General features: G+C 67.4%; 20 protein-coding genes. 11 read left to right on the top strand and 9 right to left on the bottom strand.

Translation table 11 applies throughout. The features are described from left to right. On the top strand, nucleotides 1-520 hold a 520-nt coding region (locus B4M62_RS06545; RefSeq protein ID WP_290706174.1), incomplete at its 5' end, for a sigma-70 domain-containing protein. Nucleotides 521-675: 155 nt separating this feature from the next. Beyond that, a complete protein-coding gene (locus B4M62_RS06540; RefSeq protein ID WP_290706173.1) occupies nucleotides 676-885 on the top strand; it encodes a DUF7455 domain-containing protein in 210 nt (69 codons plus the stop codon). A gap of 113 nt (nucleotides 886-998) precedes the next feature. On the opposite strand, the gene B4M62_RS06535 is transcribed toward B4M62_RS06540, so the two are convergent. Then, a complete protein-coding gene (locus B4M62_RS06535; RefSeq protein ID WP_290706193.1) occupies nucleotides 999-2,681 on the bottom strand; it encodes a DEAD/DEAH box helicase in 1,683 nt (560 codons plus the stop codon). 138 nt (nucleotides 2,682-2,819) lie between these two features. On the opposite strand from B4M62_RS06535, the gene B4M62_RS06530 reads away from it, so the two are divergent. Beyond that, a complete protein-coding gene (locus B4M62_RS06530; RefSeq protein ID WP_290706172.1) occupies nucleotides 2,820-3,899 on the top strand; it encodes a YihY/virulence factor BrkB family protein in 1,080 nt (359 codons plus the stop codon). A 12-nt stretch (nucleotides 3,900-3,911) separates the two neighbouring features. On the opposite strand, the gene B4M62_RS06525 is transcribed toward B4M62_RS06530, so the two are convergent. After that, on the bottom strand, nucleotides 3,912-4,145 hold the full coding sequence (locus B4M62_RS06525; RefSeq protein ID WP_290706171.1) for a DUF3039 domain-containing protein: 234 nt from the start codon (nucleotides 4,143-4,145) through the stop codon (nucleotides 3,912-3,914). Nucleotides 4,146-4,227: 82 nt separating this feature from the next. On the opposite strand from B4M62_RS06525, the gene B4M62_RS06520 reads away from it, so the two are divergent. Together B4M62_RS06520 and B4M62_RS06515 are read left to right on the top strand one after the other, a co-directional pair. Next, nucleotides 4,228-4,617, top strand: coding sequence for a DUF3099 domain-containing protein (locus B4M62_RS06520; RefSeq protein ID WP_290706170.1), 390 nt, complete (start codon nucleotides 4,228-4,230; stop codon nucleotides 4,615-4,617). Between the two features lie 143 nt (nucleotides 4,618-4,760). After that, nucleotides 4,761-5,729, top strand: a complete 969-nt coding sequence (locus B4M62_RS06515) for a sigma-70 family RNA polymerase sigma factor (protein ID WP_290706169.1) — start codon at nucleotides 4,761-4,763, stop codon at nucleotides 5,727-5,729. 18 nt (nucleotides 5,730-5,747) lie between these two features. Here B4M62_RS06515 and B4M62_RS06510 read toward each other — a convergent pair whose 3' ends face one another. Together B4M62_RS06510 and B4M62_RS06505 are read right to left on the bottom strand one after the other, a co-directional pair. Beyond that, the gene (locus tag B4M62_RS06510) at nucleotides 5,748-8,519 is read right to left on the bottom strand and encodes a GNAT family N-acetyltransferase (protein ID WP_290706168.1); all 2,772 of its coding nucleotides are present in this window, start codon (nucleotides 8,517-8,519) and stop codon (nucleotides 5,748-5,750) included. Continuing rightward, nucleotides 8,512-9,768 carry an acetoin utilization protein AcuC gene (locus B4M62_RS06505; protein ID WP_290706167.1) on the bottom strand — a complete coding sequence of 419 codons (1,257 nt, stop codon included), beginning with the start codon at nucleotides 9,766-9,768 and terminating at the stop codon, nucleotides 8,512-8,514. Before B4M62_RS06505 ends, B4M62_RS06510 begins: the two co-directional genes overlap by 8 nt. Before the next feature lie 104 nt (nucleotides 9,769-9,872). Here B4M62_RS06505 and B4M62_RS06500 point away from each other — a divergent pair, with 104 nt between their 5' ends. Then, nucleotides 9,873-10,556 carry a metal-dependent transcriptional regulator gene (locus B4M62_RS06500; RefSeq protein ID WP_290706166.1) on the top strand — a complete coding sequence of 228 codons (684 nt, stop codon included), beginning with the start codon at nucleotides 9,873-9,875 and terminating at the stop codon, nucleotides 10,554-10,556. A gap of 4 nt (nucleotides 10,557-10,560) precedes the next feature. Here the strand turns inward: B4M62_RS06500 and B4M62_RS06495 are convergent, their stop codons facing one another. Both B4M62_RS06495 and B4M62_RS06490 read right to left on the bottom strand, forming a co-directional pair. Further along, the gene (locus B4M62_RS06495) at nucleotides 10,561-11,673 is read right to left on the bottom strand and encodes a DUF4192 domain-containing protein (RefSeq protein ID WP_290706165.1); all 1,113 of its coding nucleotides are present in this window, start codon (nucleotides 11,671-11,673) and stop codon (nucleotides 10,561-10,563) included. A 62-nt stretch (nucleotides 11,674-11,735) separates the two neighbouring features. Beyond that, nucleotides 11,736-12,431, bottom strand: a complete 696-nt coding sequence (locus B4M62_RS06490; RefSeq protein WP_290706164.1) for a hypothetical protein — start codon at nucleotides 12,429-12,431, stop codon at nucleotides 11,736-11,738. A gap of 117 nt (nucleotides 12,432-12,548) precedes the next feature. Here B4M62_RS06490 and B4M62_RS06485 point away from each other — a divergent pair, with 117 nt between their 5' ends. Together B4M62_RS06485 and B4M62_RS06480 are read left to right on the top strand one after the other, a co-directional pair. Beyond that, nucleotides 12,549-13,520 carry a proteasome assembly chaperone family protein gene (locus tag B4M62_RS06485; RefSeq protein WP_290706163.1) on the top strand — a complete coding sequence of 324 codons (972 nt, stop codon included), beginning with the start codon at nucleotides 12,549-12,551 and terminating at the stop codon, nucleotides 13,518-13,520. A 35-nt stretch (nucleotides 13,521-13,555) separates the two neighbouring features. Beyond that, entirely contained in the window at nucleotides 13,556-15,637 is a 2,082-nt protein-coding gene (locus tag B4M62_RS06480; RefSeq protein WP_414651800.1) for a DEAD/DEAH box helicase, read from the top strand. 12 nt (nucleotides 15,638-15,649) lie between these two features. Here B4M62_RS06480 and B4M62_RS06475 read toward each other — a convergent pair whose 3' ends face one another. After that, the gene (locus B4M62_RS06475) at nucleotides 15,650-16,099 is read right to left on the bottom strand and encodes a hypothetical protein (protein ID WP_290706161.1); all 450 of its coding nucleotides are present in this window, start codon (nucleotides 16,097-16,099) and stop codon (nucleotides 15,650-15,652) included. A 165-nt stretch (nucleotides 16,100-16,264) separates the two neighbouring features. Between B4M62_RS06475 and B4M62_RS06470 the strand changes: the two genes are divergently transcribed. After that, nucleotides 16,265-16,711, top strand: coding sequence for a nitroreductase family deazaflavin-dependent oxidoreductase (locus tag B4M62_RS06470; protein ID WP_414651799.1), 447 nt, complete (start codon nucleotides 16,265-16,267; stop codon nucleotides 16,709-16,711). Here B4M62_RS06470 and B4M62_RS06465 read toward each other — a convergent pair. Beyond that, on the bottom strand, nucleotides 16,695-17,666 hold the full coding sequence (locus B4M62_RS06465) for a hydrogen peroxide-inducible genes activator (RefSeq protein ID WP_290706159.1): 972 nt from the start codon (nucleotides 17,664-17,666) through the stop codon (nucleotides 16,695-16,697). The genes B4M62_RS06470 and B4M62_RS06465 overlap by 17 nt on opposite strands. Nucleotides 17,667-17,766: 100 nt before the next feature. On the opposite strand from B4M62_RS06465, the gene B4M62_RS06460 reads away from it, so the two are divergent. Together B4M62_RS06460 and B4M62_RS06455 are read left to right on the top strand one after the other, a co-directional pair. After that, on the top strand, nucleotides 17,767-18,354 hold the full coding sequence (locus tag B4M62_RS06460) for a peroxiredoxin (RefSeq protein ID WP_290706158.1): 588 nt from the start codon (nucleotides 17,767-17,769) through the stop codon (nucleotides 18,352-18,354). A 5-nt stretch (nucleotides 18,355-18,359) separates the two neighbouring features. Continuing rightward, nucleotides 18,360-18,887: a carboxymuconolactone decarboxylase family protein gene (locus B4M62_RS06455; protein ID WP_290706157.1), complete on the top strand. Its 528-nt coding sequence runs from the start codon at nucleotides 18,360-18,362 to the stop codon at nucleotides 18,885-18,887. Between the two features lie 62 nt (nucleotides 18,888-18,949). Here B4M62_RS06455 and B4M62_RS06450 read toward each other — a convergent pair whose 3' ends face one another. Continuing rightward, the gene (locus tag B4M62_RS06450; RefSeq protein WP_290706156.1) at nucleotides 18,950-20,185 is read right to left on the bottom strand and encodes an aspartate aminotransferase family protein; all 1,236 of its coding nucleotides are present in this window, start codon (nucleotides 20,183-20,185) and stop codon (nucleotides 18,950-18,952) included. Nucleotides 20,186-20,264: the final 79 nt, after the last annotated feature.

Here is a 20,264-nt window from a genome sequence, read left to right as displayed (position 1 = left end):
CCGCGCCATGGCCGACCAGGCCCGCACCATCCGTATTCCGGTGCACATGGTCGAGGTCATCAACAAGCTCGGCCGCATCCAGCGGGAGTTGCTCCAAGACCTCGGCCGGGAGCCGACGCCCGAGGAACTTGCCCGCGAGATGGACATCACCCCGGAGAAGGTGCTTGAGATCCAGCAGTATGCGCGCGAGCCGATCTCACTGGACCAGACGATCGGCGACGAGGGCGACAGCCAACTCGGCGACTTCATCGAGGATTCCGAGGCCATCGTCGCCGTCGATGCGGTGAGCTTCACCCTGCTGCAGGACCAACTGCAATCTGTGCTGGAGACGCTCTCTGAGCGCGAGGCCGGTGTCGTCCGCCTGCGCTTCGGCCTGACCGACGGTCAGCCGCGAACCCTCGATGAGATCGGCCAGGTCTACGGGGTGACCCGGGAACGCATCCGCCAGATCGAGTCCAAGACGATGAGCAAGCTGCGCCACCCGTCCCGGTCCCAGGTTCTGCGCGACTACCTGGACTGAGTGGGGCCCGCGCCGCGGCAGATCGGCTCCGGTGGGATCCGACACACCGGGGTTGGGAACAATTCGGACGCGCCGAACGTCTGACAGAGTGTGAGCAGGCGGAATTCCTCGCCTACGCTCATGAGGGACGATAGTTCGCCCGGGACGGAGGAACCATGACCACCACCGCTACGAGTGCCACGAGTGCTACCACCACGCTGACCGCCGCCAATCGGTGCGACCGGTGCAGTGCAGCCGCGAAGGTGATTGCTGTGCTCCCCTCCGGGAGTGAGTTGCACTTCTGCCGCCACCACTTCACCGAGCACGAAGCCGGCCTGGTCAAGCTCGGTGCGACGATCAGCGAGCCGACCGCCGAATTGGTCTGAGCCGGCCTCGCCGGGGGCGAGACGATACGACGAGACAGCGGTACCGCGAGTCCGACGACTCGCGGTACCGCTGTTTCGCCCTTCGCCCTTCGCGTCGCATTCTCGCCCGCTGCTCAGCGCCACTGCCGCAGCGCCTGAATGCGCTCGGTGAGTTGTTCGGCCGAGGCCATCGCAGTCGGCGGCCCGCCGAGGCGTGCCCGCAGTTCGCGATGCACGATGCCATGTGCTTTGCCGGTGCGGTGGTGGTGCAGTGCGACCAGCGAGTTGAGTTCTTTGCGCAGCGACTGCAGGGCCGCGGCACCGCTCCGGCTCTCCGCGGCGCCCTCGCGAGGATTGGTGGCCGGCGCGGCCGCCCGCCTCGTCAACTGCTCGCTCTGGCGCCGCGCAAGCAGCTCCCGGACCTGGTCGGCGTCGAGCAGGCCCGGCAATCCGAGATAGTCCGACTCCTCCTCGCTGCCGGCGTACGTCGCGGTGCCGAACGATGAACCGTCAAAGATGACCTGGTCCAGTTCGGCGTCGGCGTGCAGCGATTGAAACGCGGGCTCGTCGTCACCGTCCTCGTCGGGGGTCGCATTGGCCTGCTCGAGCGCCGCGTCGTCGAACCCCTCCTCCCGGTGGGGTTTGCCCAGCACGTGGTCGCGCTCCACCTCGAGCGCACTGGCCAGATTCAGTAGGACCGGCACCGACGGCAGGAAGACGCTCGCGGTCTCCCCCGGGCGGCGTGATCGCACGAAACGCCCGATGGCCTGGGCAAAGTAAAGCGGGGTCGCCGCGCTCGTCGCGTATACGCCGACCGCGAGCCGCGGCACATCAACACCCTCGGACACCATGCGCACCGCCACCATCCACTGGTCGCCGGAATCGGCGAACTGGGCGATCCGCGCCGAGGAGCCCGGGTCGTCGGACAGCACGAGCGTGACCTTCGTACCGGAAATCTCAGTGAGGAGTTCGGCGTAGTCGCGCGCCACGGCTTGATCGGTGGCGATCACCAGGCCGCCGGCATCCTGCACGCCTGAGGTGCGCAGCTGCGTCAGCCGGGTGTGCGCGGCACGCAGGACCGCCGGAATCCAGTCGCCATGCGGATCGAGAGCCGTGCGCCAGGCCCGCGCCGTCTGCTCGGCCGACAACGGCTCGCCCAGTCGCGCGGTGTACTCTTCGCCGGCACTCGTCCGCCAACTCGCCTGTCCGGAGTAGGCCATGAAGACGACCGGCCGGACCACCCCGTCGGCGAGGGCATCGGAGTACCCGTACGTGTGGTCGGCTTTGGACCGCGCACCACCGCCAGGTTCGGGTTCGTAGACGACGAACGGGATCGGCGCGTCGTCGGAGCGAAATGGTGTGCCGGTGAGCGCGAGCCGGCGGGTGGCATCGGAAAATGCCTCCTGGATTCCATCACCCCAGGACTTCGCATCGCCGGCATGGTGCACCTCGTCGAGGATGACGAGCGTTCGCCGGTTCTCGGTACGCACCCGATGGCGCGACGGATGGGAGGCGACCTGGGCGTACGTGACGACGACGCCGTCGAAATCGGAACTGGTCGCCCCCGTCGAGTTGGCGAAGTTCGAGTCTAGGGCGATGCCCACGCGAGCGGCCGCCTGGGCCCACTGGTGTTTGAGATGCTCCGTGGGTGCGACGACGGTGACCGCTTCGACCGACCGATCGGCGAGGAGCTCGGCGGCGATCCGCAACCCGAACGCCGTCTTCCCCGCACCCGGAGTGGCCACGGCAAGAAAATCGCGCGGCTTTTCGGTCAGATACTTGGTGAGAGCTCGACGTTGCCAGGCGCGCAACGGCATGGCTGATACAGCATCAGACGTCACTCGCGAATACACTCCTCTAGCGGCCGGACTTCCTGTCTGAGTCTACTAGCGTCCCTCCTGGGCGGCGCGTCGCCCACGCCTCCACGCCGGGAACTCGGAAAGGTGGTCCACGTCATGGCCGACGACGGTGTCGCACCGCCCGATGACGCGGCCGGCGATGTCAGCCGTACGGTAGCGGACGAGGCCGATCGCGCCGGATGGCGCCGCCTGCCGGTGCTGGTCTGGCGGACCATCGTCGCCTCGTGGGACCACGGCATCATCGGCTGGTCGGCACAAGCCGCGTTCTGGCAGGCACTCTCGTTCGCACCGCTGTTTCTGGGTTTGCTCGGCAGCATCGGCTACTTCCTCGGCTGGTTGAATCCCGACCTCTCGACGATCATCCACGACCGCATCCTCGACCTGGCCGAGCGCACCTTCACTGCCGACGTCGTCAACGATTTGGTCGCGCCGACGCTCGACAGCATGCTGAGCCGGGGCCAGGCAGGGCTGACATCGATGAGCTTCGTGCTCTCGTTGTGGGCCGGGTCATCGGCAATGTCGTGCTACGTCGCCGCCATCACCACCGCTCATCACCAGCAGGATGTGCGCAACCCCGTGTGGCAGCGCATCTTCGCGCTACTCATCTACGTGATCTTCCTCGCCGTCGCGGTCATCGTTCTGCCGCTGGTCGCGATCGGGCCGAGCCTGCTGCGCCGGATGGTGCCACCGTCGTGGAGTCCAGCGGTGACCACCGCCATCGACATCGGCTACTTCCCATTCGTCGGCGCTGTGCTCATCGTGGCACTCACCACCCTCTACCACCTGTCGTTGCGGCACCCGCTGCCGTGGCATCGACTGTTGCCGGGCGCACTGACGGCGGCGACGGTGTTCTGGATCGCGACCTTCGGTCTGCGCCTCTACCTGACCGTGATCACACGCAGCGGATACACCTATGGCGCGTTGGCCACGCCGATCGCGTTCCTGCTCTTCGCGTTCTTTCTCGGCTTCGCGATGGTGCTGGGTGCCGAACTCAACGCCACCATCGAGTCGATGTGGCCATCATCGCCGTCACGCGGCGTTCGGGCCCGCTACTGGCTCGACGAACAGCGCGCCGAGATCACCGAGGGCATCAAGGCACTGCCGGCCAAGTTCGGGACCGGGCCGATCTCACACCGAGGACGCGGTGGGGCGCCGACCGAGTCGGCACCCGATTGAATCGGGGCGCATTCAGCTCTGGCGCATCTTGTTGTAGATCTTCTTGCACTTCTCGCACACCGGCGAACCCGGCTTGGGTACGGCGGTGACTGGGAAGACCTCGCCACAAAGCGCAACGACATGGTTGCCCAGCACCGCACTCTCGGCGATCTTGTCCTTCTTCACATAGTGAAAGACCTTGGGAATGTCGGTGCTGTCTTCGGTCCGCTCGTCGACGTCGGGCCGCTCAATGGTCTCAGTAGCCATGGACCCATTGTGACGCCTCCGCCCGGGATAGCCAACCGGACCCGAGGGTGCGCCGCGCGCGTCGGAGTGGGACAGTGGAGGTATGCGCGCACACTCCGCCGAGGAGGCGTTCCTCATCACCCGGGCCGAAAACAGTCCGGAAGAACAGCACCGTGCGCGCGTGCGGCGGTACCTGATCTTGATGGCGTTCCGCGTCCCGGCACTGATCCTCGCCTGCATCATCTACGGTGCGACCCACAATGGCCTGCTCGCCCTGGCAGTGGTGGCGGCCTCGATCCCGTTGCCGTGGGTCGCCGTGCTCGTCGCCAATGATCGTCCGGCACGCAAGCGCGGCGAAGTCGCGGAGTATCACTACGGCCATCCCGTACACGAAACCCCCACGCTGGCAGGGCCGACCACGGTCATCGACTCCGAGCTGGCCGATCCCCCGGCGGCCCCCGCGCGCGGGTTACCCGATGAGTCCTCGCCCTAGTCACTGACGAGAACCAAATCTGACGGTCGGCCCCGAATGCACCACTCAGCGACTTCTCAGGCGCACAGGTGTGATGCCGGGAACTATTCAGACGATGGTGGGCGTTGGGAAAGGTGTATGCACATCCACCTTTAGGAGGCCACATGTCGACCACGTCCGCAGTTCGCCCGGCTCCGACCGAAGCCGAACTCGATGCCCAATCACCGTCGGCTGACCTGGTCCGCGTGTATCTCAACGGCATCGGCCGGACCGCCCTCCTCAACGCCGAACAGGAAGTCGAGCTGTCCAAGCAGATCGAGGCCGGACTGTACGCCCAACACTTGCTGACGATCCGCAAGAGGCTTAGCCCGGTGCGCAAGCGCGACCTCACCGAGATCGCGCGCGAGGGCCAGCAGGCCCGCGCGCATCTCCTCGAGGCAAATCTTCGTCTGGTGGTGTCCCTCGCAAAGCGCTACACCGGCCGTGGGATGCCCTTGCTGGACCTGATCCAGGAGGGCAACCTCGGCCTGATCCGTGCGATGGAGAAGTTCGACTACGCCAAGGGTTTCAAGTTCTCGACCTACGCGACGTGGTGGATCCGTCAGGCCATCACCCGCGGGATGGCCGACCAGAGCCGCACGATCCGCTTGCCCGTGCATCTCGTCGAGCAGGTCAACAAGCTGGCCCGGATCAAGCGTGAACTGCATCAACAGCTCGGTCGCGAGGCCACTGACGATGAGTTGGCCGCTGAATCGGGCATCCCGGCGGAGAAGATCGCCGACCTGCTCGACCACAGCCGCGACCCGGTGAGCCTGGACATGCCGGTCGGCACCGACGAGGAGGCGCCGCTCGGCGACTTCATCGAGGACACCGAGGCCACGTCGGCCGAGAACGTCGTCATCGCCGGTCTGCTGCACTCCGACATCCGTAGCGTTCTCGGCACCCTCGATGAACGGGAACAGCACGTGATCCGGATGCGCTATGGACTCGACGACGGGCAGCCGCGCACACTCGACCAGATCGGGCGGGCCTTCGGCCTGTCCCGCGAACGGGTCCGTCAGATCGAGCGTGAGGTGATGGTCAAGCTGCGCGCGGGCGATCGAGCCGACCGCCTGCGCGCTTACGCGGTCTGATCGGTCGCTGCCGCACCGTCAATCTCCCAATCGCCGCGGCCCGGTGTCCATCCCTTTGGACACCGGGCCAATCGTGATCTGCGCATTGAGAACCGAGGCATGGTCGCTGGTGGCGAGGATCTGGTCGAGCACGACCGCGCGAACCTCGGGAATGTCTTCGACCAGGAATGAAACGCGCATGAGCAAATCGGCCAACGCCTCGATGTCTGCGGACCGCTGGCCCTGGTAGCCGGTCAAAAGCGCCGCTGACCGTGGTGCCACGACCAACTCGCGGGCGTCGACATCGGTCAGCGGTAACGCGCGGTAGGCGGCGTCTTCAAGCAACTCGAACGTATTCCCGGCGAGACCGAAGGCGATCAATGCGCCAAACCGCGGGTGGGTCGAGGCGCGGATCATGGTAGCCACCCCTTTTGGTGCCATCCGCTGCACATGTAGCACCTCGTCGCCGGTCAGTTCGGACAGCTCCGCGAACGCGGTGACCACCGACGTCGCATCGGGCAGGTCGAGTCGCGTGCCCTCGCGATCGGGACGCCCGCGCCACCGCGCGGAGGTCGCCTTCACCGCCACCGGAAAGCCCAGTTCGCGCGCCGCGGCCGAGGCCTCGTGGATGGTTCGGACCTCGATGAACGGGACCATGCCTATCCCGTACTGCCCGAGCAGTTCGGCGGTCACCACTGGGCTCAGCGCGACGGTCTCGTTGTCGTTCTCGGCGAGCAGTTCGCGGATCTGAGCGCGCACCGTTACTGGGTCTATTCCCTCTGGTCGTGTCGTCGTCGGCTCGGCGCGCCGCCGCCAAGCGCGGTAGTGCCACGCGTGTGCCAGCGCCGTCGCGGCGCGCTCAGGGCTGGGATAGCTGGGAATGGAACCGCGTGCCGGCGAGCCGTCACCACCGGGCACCGACAGCATGCCCTCGTTGCCCAGAAAGGTTGACACGACGGGCTTGTCGGAGTTCGCGGTGGCGGCCAGCAGCGCCGCGGTGAACTCGTCGGTCGCCACGGCGACGGGCGGGACGAACACCGCAACGACCGCATCGCATACTTCATCTTCGGCGGCGGCCGCCACCGCTGCGCTGAACTCCTGCGCCGAGGCGCCGGGGCCGACGTCCACACTGTCGACCACGTCAAGACCGAGCCCGGCGCCGACCGACGCGGCTAGCGCGCCGAGCGCCGACGAGTTCCCGACGATCGCCGTGCGCGGCCCCTCTGGCAACGGTTGATACGCCAGCAGGGCGCTGACGTCGAACAGTTCGGAGATGGTCGGCACACCGATGATGCCGGCCTGCTCGTACACCATCTGCGCGATGCGGGTATCCCCGAACGCGGGGGTGTTTACCGCGACGATCGGCTTGGACCGCGACACCCGTCGCGCGATGCGCGAGAATTTCCGCGGGTTGCCAAGGCTCTCCAAGTACAGCAATACGACATCGGTGGAGTCGTCGGTGTCCCAATACTGCAACACGTCGTTGCCCGAGACGTCTGCCCGGTTGCCGGCCGAGACAAAGGTCGACAACCCGATCTGCCGCCGAGCGGCGGAATCGAGAATCGTAATGCCCAGGGTGCCCGACTGACAAAAGAATCCGACCCGCCCGGGCGCGGGGATCAGCGGTGCGAGCGTCGCGTTGAGCGACACGTCGGGATCGTTGTTCACGACGCCGAGCGCGTTGGGTCCGACCAGGCGCATCCCGTGCTCGCGGACGGCGGCGACCAACCGCCGCTGGCTCTCCTGCCCCGCCTCACCGGATTCGGCGAAACCCGACGAGACGACGAGAAGTGTCTTCACCCCCTTGGCCAGGCAGTCGTCGAGCACCTCGTCGACGACGGCGGCCGGCACCGCCACCACCGCGAGGTCGACGGGGTCGGGAATGTCGCGCACCGTCGGATAGGCGCGGATTCCCAGCACCGACGGGGTGCGCGAGGGAGGTACAGCATCCTGACGCGTACCGCGCGCGGTCCGGTCGGCACGGCGCGCATTGTCGTCGTCCGCGCCGTCGGCGGACCGTTGCCCGGGTCCGTTCACCGGATACACCGGTCCGGTGAATCCGGCTGAGATGATGTTGGCGAGGAGCACGTTGCCGACTTTCCGCCGATCTGCCGACGCCCCAATCACCGCCACCGATGTCGGCCGCAGGAGATTGGCGATACTGCGCGCCTCCGACGCCCGCTCGCGACCGTTGCGAACCGACAGCAGCGCCTCGGTCGGGTCAATGAGGAACTCGACGTGCACGTTGGCCCCGTCGAAACTGCGGCTCAACTGGTAGCCCGCCGCCCGGAAGACGGTCACCATCGTGGTGTTCTCGGCGAGGACCTCCGCCTCAAAGCGGGTGAAGCCGTTCTCTGCGGCAGCGCCGGCGAGGTGCTCGAGCAGGATGGGTCCGAGCCCACGGCCCTGATGCGCGTCGTCAACGACGAACGCAACCTCGGCCGACTCTGGGCGGCCCGAGGCGGCGAGTCCCTCGTAGACACCGATCGCAATGATCTTCCCGCCGAGCAGCGCGACCAGCGCCACTCGATCGCGATAGTCGACGGTGGTCATGCGCGCCACCTCGCGCGGCGGGAGTGTCGGCGTCGGTCCGAAGTAGCGCATGTACCGAGTGCGCTCGGACAGCCGTGAGTGGAACTCGACGACATCGTCGGCGTCGTCGGGCACGATCGGACGGATGTGCACCACACCGCCGTCGGAGGCCAGGACGTCGGCGGCCCATTCGCGCGGATACTCCCAGCGCGCACGGCCCTCGGCGTCCGGTCCGGCCTCGGCGGGTGTGGACTCGACGGCGGGTGCGGGATCAGTCACGGGGGTCCTCTGGGTCCAGGCCGTGGAGCGGGAACACGGCGCGCCGGGTGGCGAGAATGGTTCGGTCGGTCTGGCGGAAGCTGCGCTCTTCGACGCCCGGTGGCGGATCGGCCCCGGAGTCACCGTCCCACGGCGCGTAGTCGACGATGCCGCCGTCGCCCATGAGATCCACCGGATCGGCGGCGTATGCGGGGTCGACGGTGGCGGCCAGGTCGCGCGCGCGCGCCATCCACTCGTCGCCGATGCGCGTGGCCGGATCGACTTCCCGTCCCAGCGCCGCCGCGATCAGGTGCGTCCAGATCCGCGGCACCACGTTGACAACCCCGTACCCGCCGCCGCCGACGGCGAGCCATCGGCCCTCGCAGTACTTGTCGGCGAGGTCACGCATTGCCAGAATCGCCGCGCGCTGACCCTCGACAGTCAGCTGCAAGTCGGTCAGCGGATCGGCCGCGTGGCTGTCCGCACCACACTGGCTGACGATGATCTGCGGCTTGAACTCACCGATCAGCGACGGTACGACCGCGTGGAAAGCCCGGAGCCACAGCGAATCGACGATTCCGGGCATAAGGGCGATGTTGGCGGCCGATCCGGCGGCACCCGACCCGCCGATCTCCGTCGGCCATCCGGTGCCGGGCCACAGCGTCGCCGGATGCTGATGCAGGGAGACGGTGAGGACGCGCGGATCGTCGGCGAACGCCCGCTCCACACCGTCGCCGTGATGGGCATCGATGTCGATATAGGCGACGCGGTCGTAGCCGTGCTCGAGCAACCAGTCGATCGCGATGGCGCAATCGTTGTAGACACAGAAGCCGGCCGCGCGCCCCGCCATCGCGTGGTGCATACCGCCGCCAATATTGACCGCGCGGCGCACCTGGCCCCGCGCAATCGCCTGGGCACCGGCGATGGATCCCCCCACCAGCATTCGGGCCGCCTCGTGCATCCCGGGAAAGATCGGGTTGTCCATGTCGCCGAGGCCGTATAGCTGTTCGTAGATCGCCCGGTGCCGACCGCCCTCGGGTCGCCCCGCCTCACGAACGGCGTCGATGTACTGCCGGGTGTGGACGACGGTCAGCGCCGTGTCGTCGATGTCGACGGGCGGCAGCGGATCGATGCCGTCGAGGACGCCGAGCGACGTCGCCAGACTCATCGTCAGGACCAGTCGCACCGGGTTCATCGGGTGTTCGCGGGCCCACCGATATGCTTCGAAGCCGTCGCTCCAAATCACCGCTCCCGTTGTCGTCTCCGGCACATTGATCAGGCTAGCCCGTGCGCGTCTGAACGCGGCGCGGTTGGGGTTTCAAGGTACTGTGGCGTGAATGACTGGCGCGGGGATGAAAGGGCGCGGGGATTGCAGTGAATGACCTAGTCGACACCACCGAGATGTATTTGCGCACTATCTACGACCTCGAAGAAGAGGGCATTGTGCCACTGCGCGCGCGGATCGCCGAACGGTTGGAGCAGAGTGGCCCGACGGTTTCGCAGACCGTTGCGCGCATGGAGCGCGACGGACTGGTGCGTGTCGCCGGTGATCGGCATCTGGAGCTCACCGAAAAAGGGCGCGACTTGGCGGTCGCCGTCATGCGCAAGCACCGGCTTGCCGAACGGCTCCTCGTCGACGTCATCGGGCTTCCGTGGGATGAGGTGCACGACGAGGCATGCCGGTGGGAGCACGTGATGAGCGAGAACGTCGAGCGGCGTATTCTCGCGGTCCTCGACAATCCGACCACCTCCCCGTACGGGAACCCGATTCCGGGACTCGAACTGCTCGGGGCACGCTCCGAGCCGATCGACGACCATGCAGTCCGCATCGCTGAATTGTCGGGCTCCGACCCGCAGCCGGTGGTCGTCCGGCGCCTGTCCGAGCACGCCCAGTCCGACCAGGACTTGATCGTGACGCTCCGCGAGGTGGGCATCGTGCCCAATGCGCGCGTCACCGTGACCCGAACGGGCCGGTCGTTCGTGGTGACCACCCCCGGCCATGCGGGCCTCGAACTGCCCGAGGAGATGGCGCACTCGATCTTCGTCGAACGAGCCTGACCGGCTAGGGATACCGGTTGCGCGACAGCGGGGGAAGCGACACGCCCAACCCGGCGGCAACCGAGTACGAGTCGGCGAGAACCTCCCACAGCATTGTCGGGTGGACCCCGCCAACCAGCGCGGTGTTCAGCAGTACGGCGAGGCGCCACGTCGGGCAGGCCAGAAGTGCGGCATCAAGCGCGACGCCGGCATAGGCCCCTTCACCGCCCAGGTAGTACAGGTGGGCCAGCATCGTCGCGGCACTGGCCCTCGTCTCTGCCCGTGTGCGGCGGACCAGATCGCGCCACACCCCCTCCACGACGAACCGGTGTTCGGTGCCGCCCAGCGCCAGGAGCGCGTCACGCACGCCGAGGCTGACCACGGCCCGGCTCAACAGTTCAACATTGGCGCAGGTCATCTCAGGCATCTGGTCACCGGTCAACAGCGTCACGGCCGCACGCAACAGGGTCTCATCACCGGTCGCCGGCTCCCTTCGGCGGACACGCCGGGAACGGCCGCCGCACGCGTCGTCGGTGCAGTGCCCGATGGGTGCCAGGGAGGCGGCCACGTCATTGCGGCTCGCCATGACCACCCGCCCAGTCCGCAACGACCGCTCCAGCGCCACCGGCGACGCCTGCGGATCGCCGAGCAGGCCGCAGCCGAACCCCCCGTCGTCGAGTCCGATGGCCTGCGGGACGGCCGGATCGCATCCGGCCGGCCCTAGTCCTTCCAACGCCCACCACGCGGTGTACCACGGTGCTCCGGCGGCGAACCGCTCGAGCACGAAGCCCGCACGGACGCCACCGGGCACCCCGGCCCGCACCAGGGCCCGGTCCATCTCCGCACACACCTGCCGGTAGACCGGTGAGGCCAAGCCGAAGCGATCGTCGGCAATGGCGACGGCGGTCGCCAGCACGGCGGCCCGCTCGCACACCTGACCGATGTCTGCCATGGTTGCGCGCATCTGCTCGGTCGGTTCGCCATCGGCGTCGAGCAGCAGGTCGTGACGGGCGGTGACCGCGACCGACGCGCCGGCGTCGAACGCAACCACCACCAGCGATTGCTCAGGGAGGAAGCCGAGCAGACCGGGGATCGCGGTCAGCAGGCTCGTGGTGTCCAGGGATACGGTCGGCATCATGTTCGTCATGCCAACTGAGACGCAGCCCAGACCGATTCGGTTCCGCCGCGTCCCTCACCGCCTCACCTCAGACCGACCGCCGCGACCGCCTGGAACAGCGTGACCAGTGCCGGGTCGGCCGCAGCCGTCGGATCGATGTCCCCGACCGTCCGCCGCGTCGCGTACACGCGGACATCGCCGCGCTGCGCGAGCAACAACGTCGTGGTGACCGGTGTGACTCCCGGACTGGCATCGGTCCGGGTATAGCCGGCGACCGCGGCACCGCGAACCGGCGGCACCTGGTCCAGCAGGCGCTGGGTCACGACCACCGGGGACGCCGACGAGCGACGGTAGTCACCGCAGCGCGCCACCGCGGCCATCACCTCGCCGAGGGGCTCCGTCGTCCGGGTGATGACGGTCGTGTACGCCGGCGGTGGCGCACCGGGAGCACCGGCCCCGCCGAACCCGGTCTGCACGACGGTGTCGGTGGCCAGCGCCGAAATCGGCTGGGGCGCACAGCCCGGTGGCTCGATCTGTGCCCCCACCGGCATCCCGGAGATGTCACCGGCAATGGCCGGCAGTTGCGCTGGGGCCACCCGGGTGACTGCTGCGCCGGGTTCGATCGGGAACGCCGAGGCGGACACGCTGCGTTCCACCAGCGCGTCGTGTGGATCACCGGCGACGGAGCACGCCCCCGACACCAGGACCGCGGCGAGCCCCAATCCGGTGATGCACGCCGCCCGGACGGTTCGCCGAACCTCAGCTGTCACATCAATCACACCTTTTACTGTGCCAGCTGGTGTCTGGGAATTCCAGCCCAGCATCTGGTGTTGATCGCGTTAGCAGTCCCGGACCCAAATCTGGGACAATCGACTATCCCTGTTGATGGAGGATGAATGGCCTTCCAGCCCGCTGAGCACAGCTCGCTGTACGAGCTGGAGTTCCCGGCTCCCTCGGTGTCCAAGAGCACCGGGGCCGGACCTGTACTGGTGCACGCCCTCGACGGCTTCGCCGACGCCGGAAACGCCGTCGCACTTGCCGCGAGCCACCTGCGCGACAGCCTCGACTCCGAATTGGTCGCCACCTTCCACCCCGACGAACTCATCGACTACCGCTCGCGGCGGCCCGTCGTGGACTTCTCCGGGCAGGCGTTCACCGGCATCGAAATGCCGTCGCTGACGGTGCACGCGATCCGTGACAACACCGGCGAACCCTTCCTACTGCTCTCCGGTGCCGAGCCAGACCTGCGCTGGGAGCAGTTCAGCGCCGCGGTCCGCGGACTGTCCGACCGGTTCGGCGTCAGCGACGTCGTCGGCCTCAATGCCATTCCGATGGCGGTGCCGCACACCCGGCCGTCGACGATCACCGCGCACGGCAGTGACGTTGAATTCCTCGGCGACATGCCACGGTGGGGATCGCCGATGAAGTTGCCCGGTAGCGCGTCGATGATGCTCGAACTGCGGCTGTCCGAACACGGCTACCGCACCTCGGGCCTGTCGGTGCACGTCCCCCACTACCTCGCTCAGTCGACCTATCCGGCGGCCTCGTCGCGGCTACTGTCCGGCCTGTCGGCATTGACCGGCCTCGAGCTACCGACCGCGGCGCTCGACAATGCGGCCGACTCGCTGCGCGTCCAGGTCGACAAGGAGCTGGCGAACAACGAGGAGGTCTCGTCGGTGGTCGCGGCGCTTGAATCGCAGTACGATTCGTACACCGCCGCCACCGAGCAGCAGGCGTCGCTGCTGGCCGCCGATGAGCCGTTGCCCAGTGCCGACGAGATCGGCGATGAATTCCAGCGCTACCTCGCCGAGCAGGCCCGCCAGTCGGGAGACGGCGGAGCGGACAACGATGGTCCGTCTCCGGCGTGAGCGAACCACTCGGCGCTGACCCGGAGCGCGCCGCGCTGCGGGTCAGTGCCGATCCGGCCACGGGCTACGACGAGTTCGAGGAATGGGCCGCCGCCGGCGACCTGGCCCTCTATCCCCACCAGGCCGAGGCCCTGCTCGAATTGGCCGCCGGCAGCCACGTGATCCTGGCGACCCCGACCGGATCGGGTAAGTCCCTCGTCGCCACGGGTGCGATCGCGTTCGCCCGGGCGCGCGGGGATCGTGTCTACTACACCGCGCCCATCAAGGCCTTGGTCAGCGAGAAGTTCTTTGCGTTGTGCGAGGTTTTCGGCGCAGCGCAAGTCGGACTGGCGACCGGTGACGCGTCGGTCAACCCTGATGCACCGATCATCTGCGCGACCGCCGAGGTCGTCGCCAACATCGCGCTGCGCGAGGGTGCCGAGTCCACGATCGGGCTGCTCGTCGCCGACGAATTCCACTACTACGGCGATCCCGACCGGGGGTGGGCGTGGCAAGTCCCGCTGATCGAGTTGCCCCGCACCCAATTCCTGCTCATGTCCGCGACTCTCGGCGAGGTCGGATTCTTCGTCGACGACCTGCGGCGTCGCACCGGGCGCGACGTGGCTGCCGTGACCGATGCGGTGCGTCCGGTCCCCCTCGAATTCGCCTACACCCTGACCCCGGTCCACGAGACGATCGAGGGACTCATCGGCGAGGGAAGGGCTCCGGTCTACGTGGTCCACTTCACCCAGGCCGCCGCCGTCGAACGCGCCCAGGCCCTGCTGAGCGCGTCGATCGCCGATCGGGCGACCAAGGAGGCACTCGTCGAGGCGATCGGCGACTTCCGATTCGGCACCGGATTCGGCAAGACCCTCTCGAAACTGCTCCGGTCCGGGATCGGCGTGCACCACGCCGGAATGCTCCCCCGCTACCGTCGCCTCGTCGAACGGCTCGCACAGCAGGGATTGCTGCGGGTCGTCGCAGGCACCGACACCCTCGGTGTCGGGATCAACGTGCCCATCCGGACCGTGTTGTTCGCCTCACTGAGCAAATACGACGGCCGCCGCGTCCGGCGCCTGCGGGCGCGTGAATTCCACCAAATCGCCGGCCGTGCCGGACGGGCGGGCTTCGACACCGTCGGCTACGTGGTCGCACAGGCACCCGACCACGACGTCGAGAACGCGCGGGCGGTCGCCAAAGCGGGCACCGACCCGAAAAAGATGCGCAAGATCGTCCGGCGACGTGCGCCGGAGGGTTTCGTATCGTGGGGCGAGAAGACGTTTGAGTCGCTGACCACGGCCGAAGACGAGCCGCTGCGATCACATTTCCAGATGACGACCGCCATGCTGATGGAGGTCATCTCCCGCCCCGGCGACTGTTTCGCCGCCGTCCGCCACCTGCTCGAGGACAGCCACGAGCCGCGCGGCCGCCAGTTGTCGCACATGCGGCACACCATCGCCCTGTACCGCGATCTACTCGACACAGGCATCGTTGCCCGGCTGGCCGAACCTGATGCTCACGGCAAGGCAATCGCCCTATCTGTGGACGTACCGGCGAACTTCGCGTTGACCAACCCCTTGTCGGCCTTCGCCCTCGCCGCCTTCGATCTACTCGATGAGCAGTCGGCGGACTACGTACTCGACGTCGTTTCGGTGATCGAGGCCACCCTCGACGATCCGCGGCCGGTCTTGATCGCCCAGCGCAAAGGTGCCCGCGACAGCGCGATGGCCGAGTTCAAGGCCGCCGGAATGGAGTATGAGGAGCGCATCGCCCGCCTGGACGAGGTCACCTGGCCGCAACCGCTGCGCGACCTGGTCGACGAGGCATTCACAATCTATCGGCGCGGCCACCCGTGGGTGTCGTCGACTCCGCCGTCTCCCAAGTCGGTGCTTCGAGAGATGCTCGAAGCAGATATGACCTTCAACGAGTTGATCGCCAAACACGGGCTCGCACGCAGCGAGGGCGTGGTGCTCCGCTATCTGACGGACTGCTATCGCGCGCTGCGCAGCGGCCTGCCGCAGAAGCTGGTCGACAACGTCGACCTGTCGGCCGTCACCGACCGGCTCGGCGCGGTGATCCGCGAGACGGACTCCAGCCTCCTCGACGAATGGTCGGCGCTGACCGACCGGACGCTCTAGACCCAGCGAAAACTAGGCGCAGCGGAAATTCTTGGTGCTCCAGTACAGCGCGTTCGGCGCGTCGGGGTGCTTGGTGGCGAACTCCTCGGTGCGGATGTAATTCGGCCCGTCGGCCAGGCTCAGGACACCGTCGGTGCCGCGCACCAGCGTCACCGCGACAATGCATCCCGCGCCCCGACCGGGCTTGAATGCCTTGGCCATCTCACTGTTGTACGCTGCCGGGTCCCACCAACCGAGCATGGTCCAGGTGCCGTCGTTGTGGAACTGGCGCGTCTGCTCCCGGTTCAGCAGGAATCCCTGCCACTTCGCCCCGGTGGTGCTGGTGCCGCTGATCGGCACCGGAAAGTTCTCGGTGTAGCGCGGCGCGGCATGCGCCCCGCCCGTGCCGGCCGTCGCGACGGTCGCGGCGCCCACTGCCGCAGTCAGTGTGGCCAATGCCGCCTTGCCCAGGTGGTGCATCATCATCCTCACGGTCAGGGTTGGTTTGCACCATTCTAGGTAAGAGTCCACGGTGGCTCAATCGGATCTGGCAACGTCGGACCTGAATCCATCCGCACACTCGTCCGGTGCGACGGCTTCCCTGTCCGACGGTGGAATATGCGGCGCCCCGCGACCGTTGGTTGCGGTATGCGTTATGACGACGAATACTCCCCCAGCCCGTCCGCCTGGGTGCGCGACCAGGTGGCGGCGTACGAGAGATCGGGCGGAACCGAGGGCACCACGCTTCCGGGCAGCGAGCTGCCCGTGGTCATCGTGACGATGCGGGGAGCCAAAACGGGAAAGCTCCGCAAAGTGCCACTGATGCGCGTCGAGCATGGCGGCGAATACTTGGCCGTGGCCTCAAAAGGCGGATCCCCGGCGAACCCGGTCTGGTACCACAACCTGCTCGCCGACCCTGCGGTTCAATTGCGCGACGCCACCGCCGTCGGCGCCTACACAGCCCGCCAGATCTCCGACCCGCAACAGCGCGCCCTGTGGTGGCAGCGCGCGGTGGCCGCCTACCCCCCGTATGCCGATTACGCGGCCAAGGCCGGCCGGGTGATCCCGATCTTCTTGCTCAGCCCGGCCGGCTGACCGGCAACGCGTTCCCGACCGGACGGATCTCGGTCGTCGGCGAGGCACCGGCGATCATCACCGTCAGCATCTGCGCGAGACGCGCGTACGGCGCAGCGCGGCCCGCCGACTCGCGGTACACCAGTCCGATCCGGCGGCCCGGACGCGGCGGCGCGAACGTGGCGGTCGCGAGTCGGCCGCCCGCCGTCTCTGCGTCGACCGCTGTCGCCGGGATCAGCGTGACACCGAGCCCGCCTTCGACGCACTGGACCGCGGTTGCCAACGAGGCGGCGCGGGTCTGGCCCAGGTCCGGCCGGAACCCAGCGAGCTGACACACTTCCAGCGCCTGGTCGCGCAGGCAATGGCCCTCGTCGAGCAAGAGCAGCGGGAGTTCGGCCATCGCCGCGGGGTCGACGCGTTTGCGGCCGGCCAGACGGTGCCCCCGAGGCAGCGCGAGCACGAAGTCCTCGTCGTACATGGGGATCTCGGCAATCCCCGGCGCGTCGGCGGGCAGGGCCAGGACGGCAAGATCGAGCGAGCCGTCGCGCAGCTGCTCGAGCAGCCGCGCGGTCTGGTTCTCCACGACCAGCAACGAAAGGTCAGGCAACTGCGCGGCGACTCCGGCGAGGATGGCCGGCAGGGTGTACGGCGCGACGGTGGGGATCAGCCCCAGTCGCAGCTTGCCGCGAAGCGGATCCTCTGCACCACGGGCCGCGAACGCCAACTCGTCGACGGCGCGCACCACTGCGGCCGCACGGGGCAGCAACTCCTCGCCCTGCGATGTCAAGAAGACACGCCGGGTCGTCCGCTCAACCAAACGCATCGCCAAACCCGATTCCAGGGTTGCCAGCGCCTGCGACAGTGCCGGCTGACTTATCCCCAATTCTGTTGCAGCACTTCCAAAGTGGAGTTTGCGAGCGATCGCGACGAAGGCGCGCAGGCCGGCGATCGACGGGTGATAACTTTGATCGGTCATAGCTATCAATATAGTGCTAATCATCACGTAGCCCTTTTAGGCGCAGTCGACGACAATGGATGACAGCAAACCCCGCACCCCTACGCAACGGAGAATCCCGATGGCACTCTTGACGATTGGCGACCAGTTCCCGGCCTACCACCTGACCGCGGTGATCGGCGGCGACCTGTCCGCCGTCAACGCCCAGCAGCCCGACGACTACTTCACCCAGGTCTCCAGCGAGGACTACGCCGGCAAATGGCGCATCGTGTTCTTCTGGCCGAAGGACTTCACCTTTGTGTGTCCTACCGAGATCGCCGCATTCGGCAAGCTCAACGAAGAGTTCGCCGATCGTGATGCCCAGGTGCTCGGCGCCTCGATCGACAGCGAGTTCGTCCATTTCCAGTGGCGTGCCCAGCACGAAGAGCTCAAGACGCTGCCGTTCCCGATGCTGAGCGACATCAAACGCGAACTCGTCGAGGCCACCGGCGTCCTCAATGCCGATGGCGTTGCGGACCGCGCAACCTTCATCGTCGACCCGAACAACGAGATCCAGTTCGTATCGGTGACCGCCGGGTCGGTGGGCCGCAACGTCGACGAGGTGCTGCGCGTGCTCGACGCCCTACAGTCCGACGAACTGTGCGCCTGCAACTGGCGCAAGGGCGATCCGACCATTGCGGCCGGCGAACTGATGAGCGCGAGCGTCTGATACCGATGAGCATCGACAACCTCAAAGCGGCGCTGCCCGAGTACGCCAAGGACCTCAAGCTCAATCTGGGGACCCTCAGCCGCACCACCGAGCTCACCGAGCAGCAGCTGTGGGGCACATTCTTAGCGTCGGCCGTGGCCACCGGCAATGCAACGGTGATCGCGGAACTGAGTGACGAGGCTGCCGATATCCTCTCCGGCGAGGCCTACAACGCCGCACTGGGCGCCGCGTCGATTATGGGCATGAACAATGTCGCCTACCGCGCCAAGAGCTTCCTCGGCGAGGACTACAGCGAGGTGCGGATGGGCCTGCGCATGAACATCATCGGCAACCCGGGAGTGGCGAAGGAGGACTTCGAGCTCTGGAGTCTGGCCGTCTCGACCATCAACGGCTGCCATGACTGCACCGCCGCCCACGCCGACGTCGTGCGCCAGGCCGGGCTGACCAAGGAACAGGTCTGGGAAGCCGTCAAGGTCGCGGCGACGATCAACGGTGTCGCGGCCGCGCTCACCGCGAAGAGCGCGCTGAGCTAGGGGTTCGCCCACCGACGCCTGCCCCGGTCCGCACTGCGGATCGGGGCATCGTCATCCCGCCGCTACAACTGCTCGAGGGCCCCCCCAAAGCGGCGCGCCATATCCTCCACCTGCTCGGGCGTCATCACGAATGACGGCGAGATCTGTAGCGCGCCCTGACCGGCCGCTCGGGTCACCACGCCGGCCCGGCGCAGCCCGGCGACCGCCGCCGGAGCTTGGGCCGCGTCGGCGAGCTGGACCGCGGTGACCGCACCGAGTCCGGTGCGCACCTCCGAGACGGTGTCGAGTTCAGCGAGCGGCGAGAAGGCTGCGGCCAGTTCGCCCTCCAGCGCGCTGGCCCGCTCGAGCAGGTTCTCCCGCTCAAGGATGTCGAGGTTGGCAATGGCAGCAGCAGCGGCGCCGGCGTGACTGCCGTAGGTGTAGCCGTGCCGCCACCACACACCGCCCCCGAAGAAGGGTTCGGCCAGGCGAGGTGCGATGAATACCGCACCCATCGGCACATAGCCCGATGTCAACCCTTTGGCCGTGACAATCATGTCCGGCTCCAGGCCGAAGCGCGACGACGCAAACCATTCTTGGCCGCCGATCCGCCCGAATCCGGTCACGACCTCGTCGGCGACGAAAAGGATGTCATGGTCTCGGCAGATCCCGCGCACCTCGTCGAGATACCCCTCGGGCGGCAGGTAGATCCCGCCCGCGCCGATGATCGGCTCGCAGAAAAAGGCGGCAATCCGCTCAGCGCCGACGCGTTCGATCAAGCCCAGCAAGCTTTTCGCATCGTCCCAGTTGATCGTCTCCACACCGGGCATCAATTCGCCGTATCCTTCGCCGTTTGCGGGGATTCCCGCCAACGATGTACCGGCCACATGCATCCCGTGATAGGCCTTCGACCGACCAACCATGATGGTCTTCTCCGGCTGTCCAACCTCGTGCCAGTAGCGGCGGGCCAGCTTGGTCGCCGTCTCGACCGCATCACTGCCGCCGGAGGTGAAGAAGATCTTGCTGCCCGGCACCGGCGCGATTGCCGAGAGCCGCTCCGCCAGCTCGATTGAGACATCCGCGGCGTGATCACCGAAGCCAGAGAAGTGGGCCAGCTTCGACAACTGTTTGGCCACCGCGTCGGCGACCTCGGTACGACCGTGCCCGATGTTGGTGAACCATAGGCCGGCGGTCGCGTCGAGGTAGCGGTTGTCCTCGGCATCGAAGACGTATGCGCCCTCGCCGCGGGTGAGGACAAAGGGACCGGTGTGCACGACGGCACCCATATCGGCAAAACCATGCCAGAGCGAATAGGTCATGGTTCCATCATGGCGGACCGGGCTGCCGCCCGCGCAACCGGCCGGGTAGGGCGGAGTCGATCGACCCGGGCCCGCAAAC

It is taken from the genome of Gordonia sp. UBA5067, assembly GCF_002414845.1.
Taxonomy (GTDB): Bacteria; Actinomycetota; Actinomycetes; order Mycobacteriales; family Mycobacteriaceae; genus Gordonia; species Gordonia defluvii.
This window is presented reverse-complemented; position numbering and strand designations above follow the sequence as displayed.

What these genes read in the sequence shown, in the direction of transcription:
- B4M62_RS06540 (WP_290706173.1), top strand. Translation starts at nt 676, where the DNA reads ATGACCACCACCGCTACGAGTGCCACGAGTGCTACCACCACGCTGACC.
- B4M62_RS06535 (WP_290706193.1), bottom strand. Translation starts at nt 2,681, where the DNA reads ATGCCGTTGCGCGCCTGGCAACGTCGAGCTCTCACCAAGTATCTGACC.
- B4M62_RS06530 (WP_290706172.1), top strand. Translation starts at nt 2,820, where the DNA reads ATGGCCGACGACGGTGTCGCACCGCCCGATGACGCGGCCGGCGATGTC.
- B4M62_RS06525 (WP_290706171.1), bottom strand. Translation starts at nt 4,145, where the DNA reads ATGGCTACTGAGACCATTGAGCGGCCCGACGTCGACGAGCGGACCGAA.
- B4M62_RS06520 (WP_290706170.1), top strand. Translation starts at nt 4,228, where the DNA reads ATGCGCGCACACTCCGCCGAGGAGGCGTTCCTCATCACCCGGGCCGAA.
- B4M62_RS06515 (WP_290706169.1), top strand. Translation starts at nt 4,761, where the DNA reads ATGTCGACCACGTCCGCAGTTCGCCCGGCTCCGACCGAAGCCGAACTC.
- B4M62_RS06495 (WP_290706165.1), bottom strand. Translation starts at nt 11,673, where the DNA reads ATGATGCCGACCGTATCCCTGGACACCACGAGCCTGCTGACCGCGATC.
- B4M62_RS06485 (WP_290706163.1), top strand. Translation starts at nt 12,549, where the DNA reads ATGGCCTTCCAGCCCGCTGAGCACAGCTCGCTGTACGAGCTGGAGTTC.
- B4M62_RS06475 (WP_290706161.1), bottom strand. Translation starts at nt 16,099, where the DNA reads ATGATGCACCACCTGGGCAAGGCGGCATTGGCCACACTGACTGCGGCA.
- B4M62_RS06470 (WP_414651799.1), top strand. Translation starts at nt 16,265, where the DNA reads ATGCGTTATGACGACGAATACTCCCCCAGCCCGTCCGCCTGGGTGCGC.
- B4M62_RS06465 (WP_290706159.1), bottom strand. Translation starts at nt 17,666, where the DNA reads ATGACCGATCAAAGTTATCACCCGTCGATCGCCGGCCTGCGCGCCTTC.
- B4M62_RS06460 (WP_290706158.1), top strand. Translation starts at nt 17,767, where the DNA reads ATGGCACTCTTGACGATTGGCGACCAGTTCCCGGCCTACCACCTGACC.
- B4M62_RS06455 (WP_290706157.1), top strand. Translation starts at nt 18,360, where the DNA reads ATGAGCATCGACAACCTCAAAGCGGCGCTGCCCGAGTACGCCAAGGAC.
- B4M62_RS06450 (WP_290706156.1), bottom strand. Translation starts at nt 20,185, where the DNA reads ATGACCTATTCGCTCTGGCATGGTTTTGCCGATATGGGTGCCGTCGTG.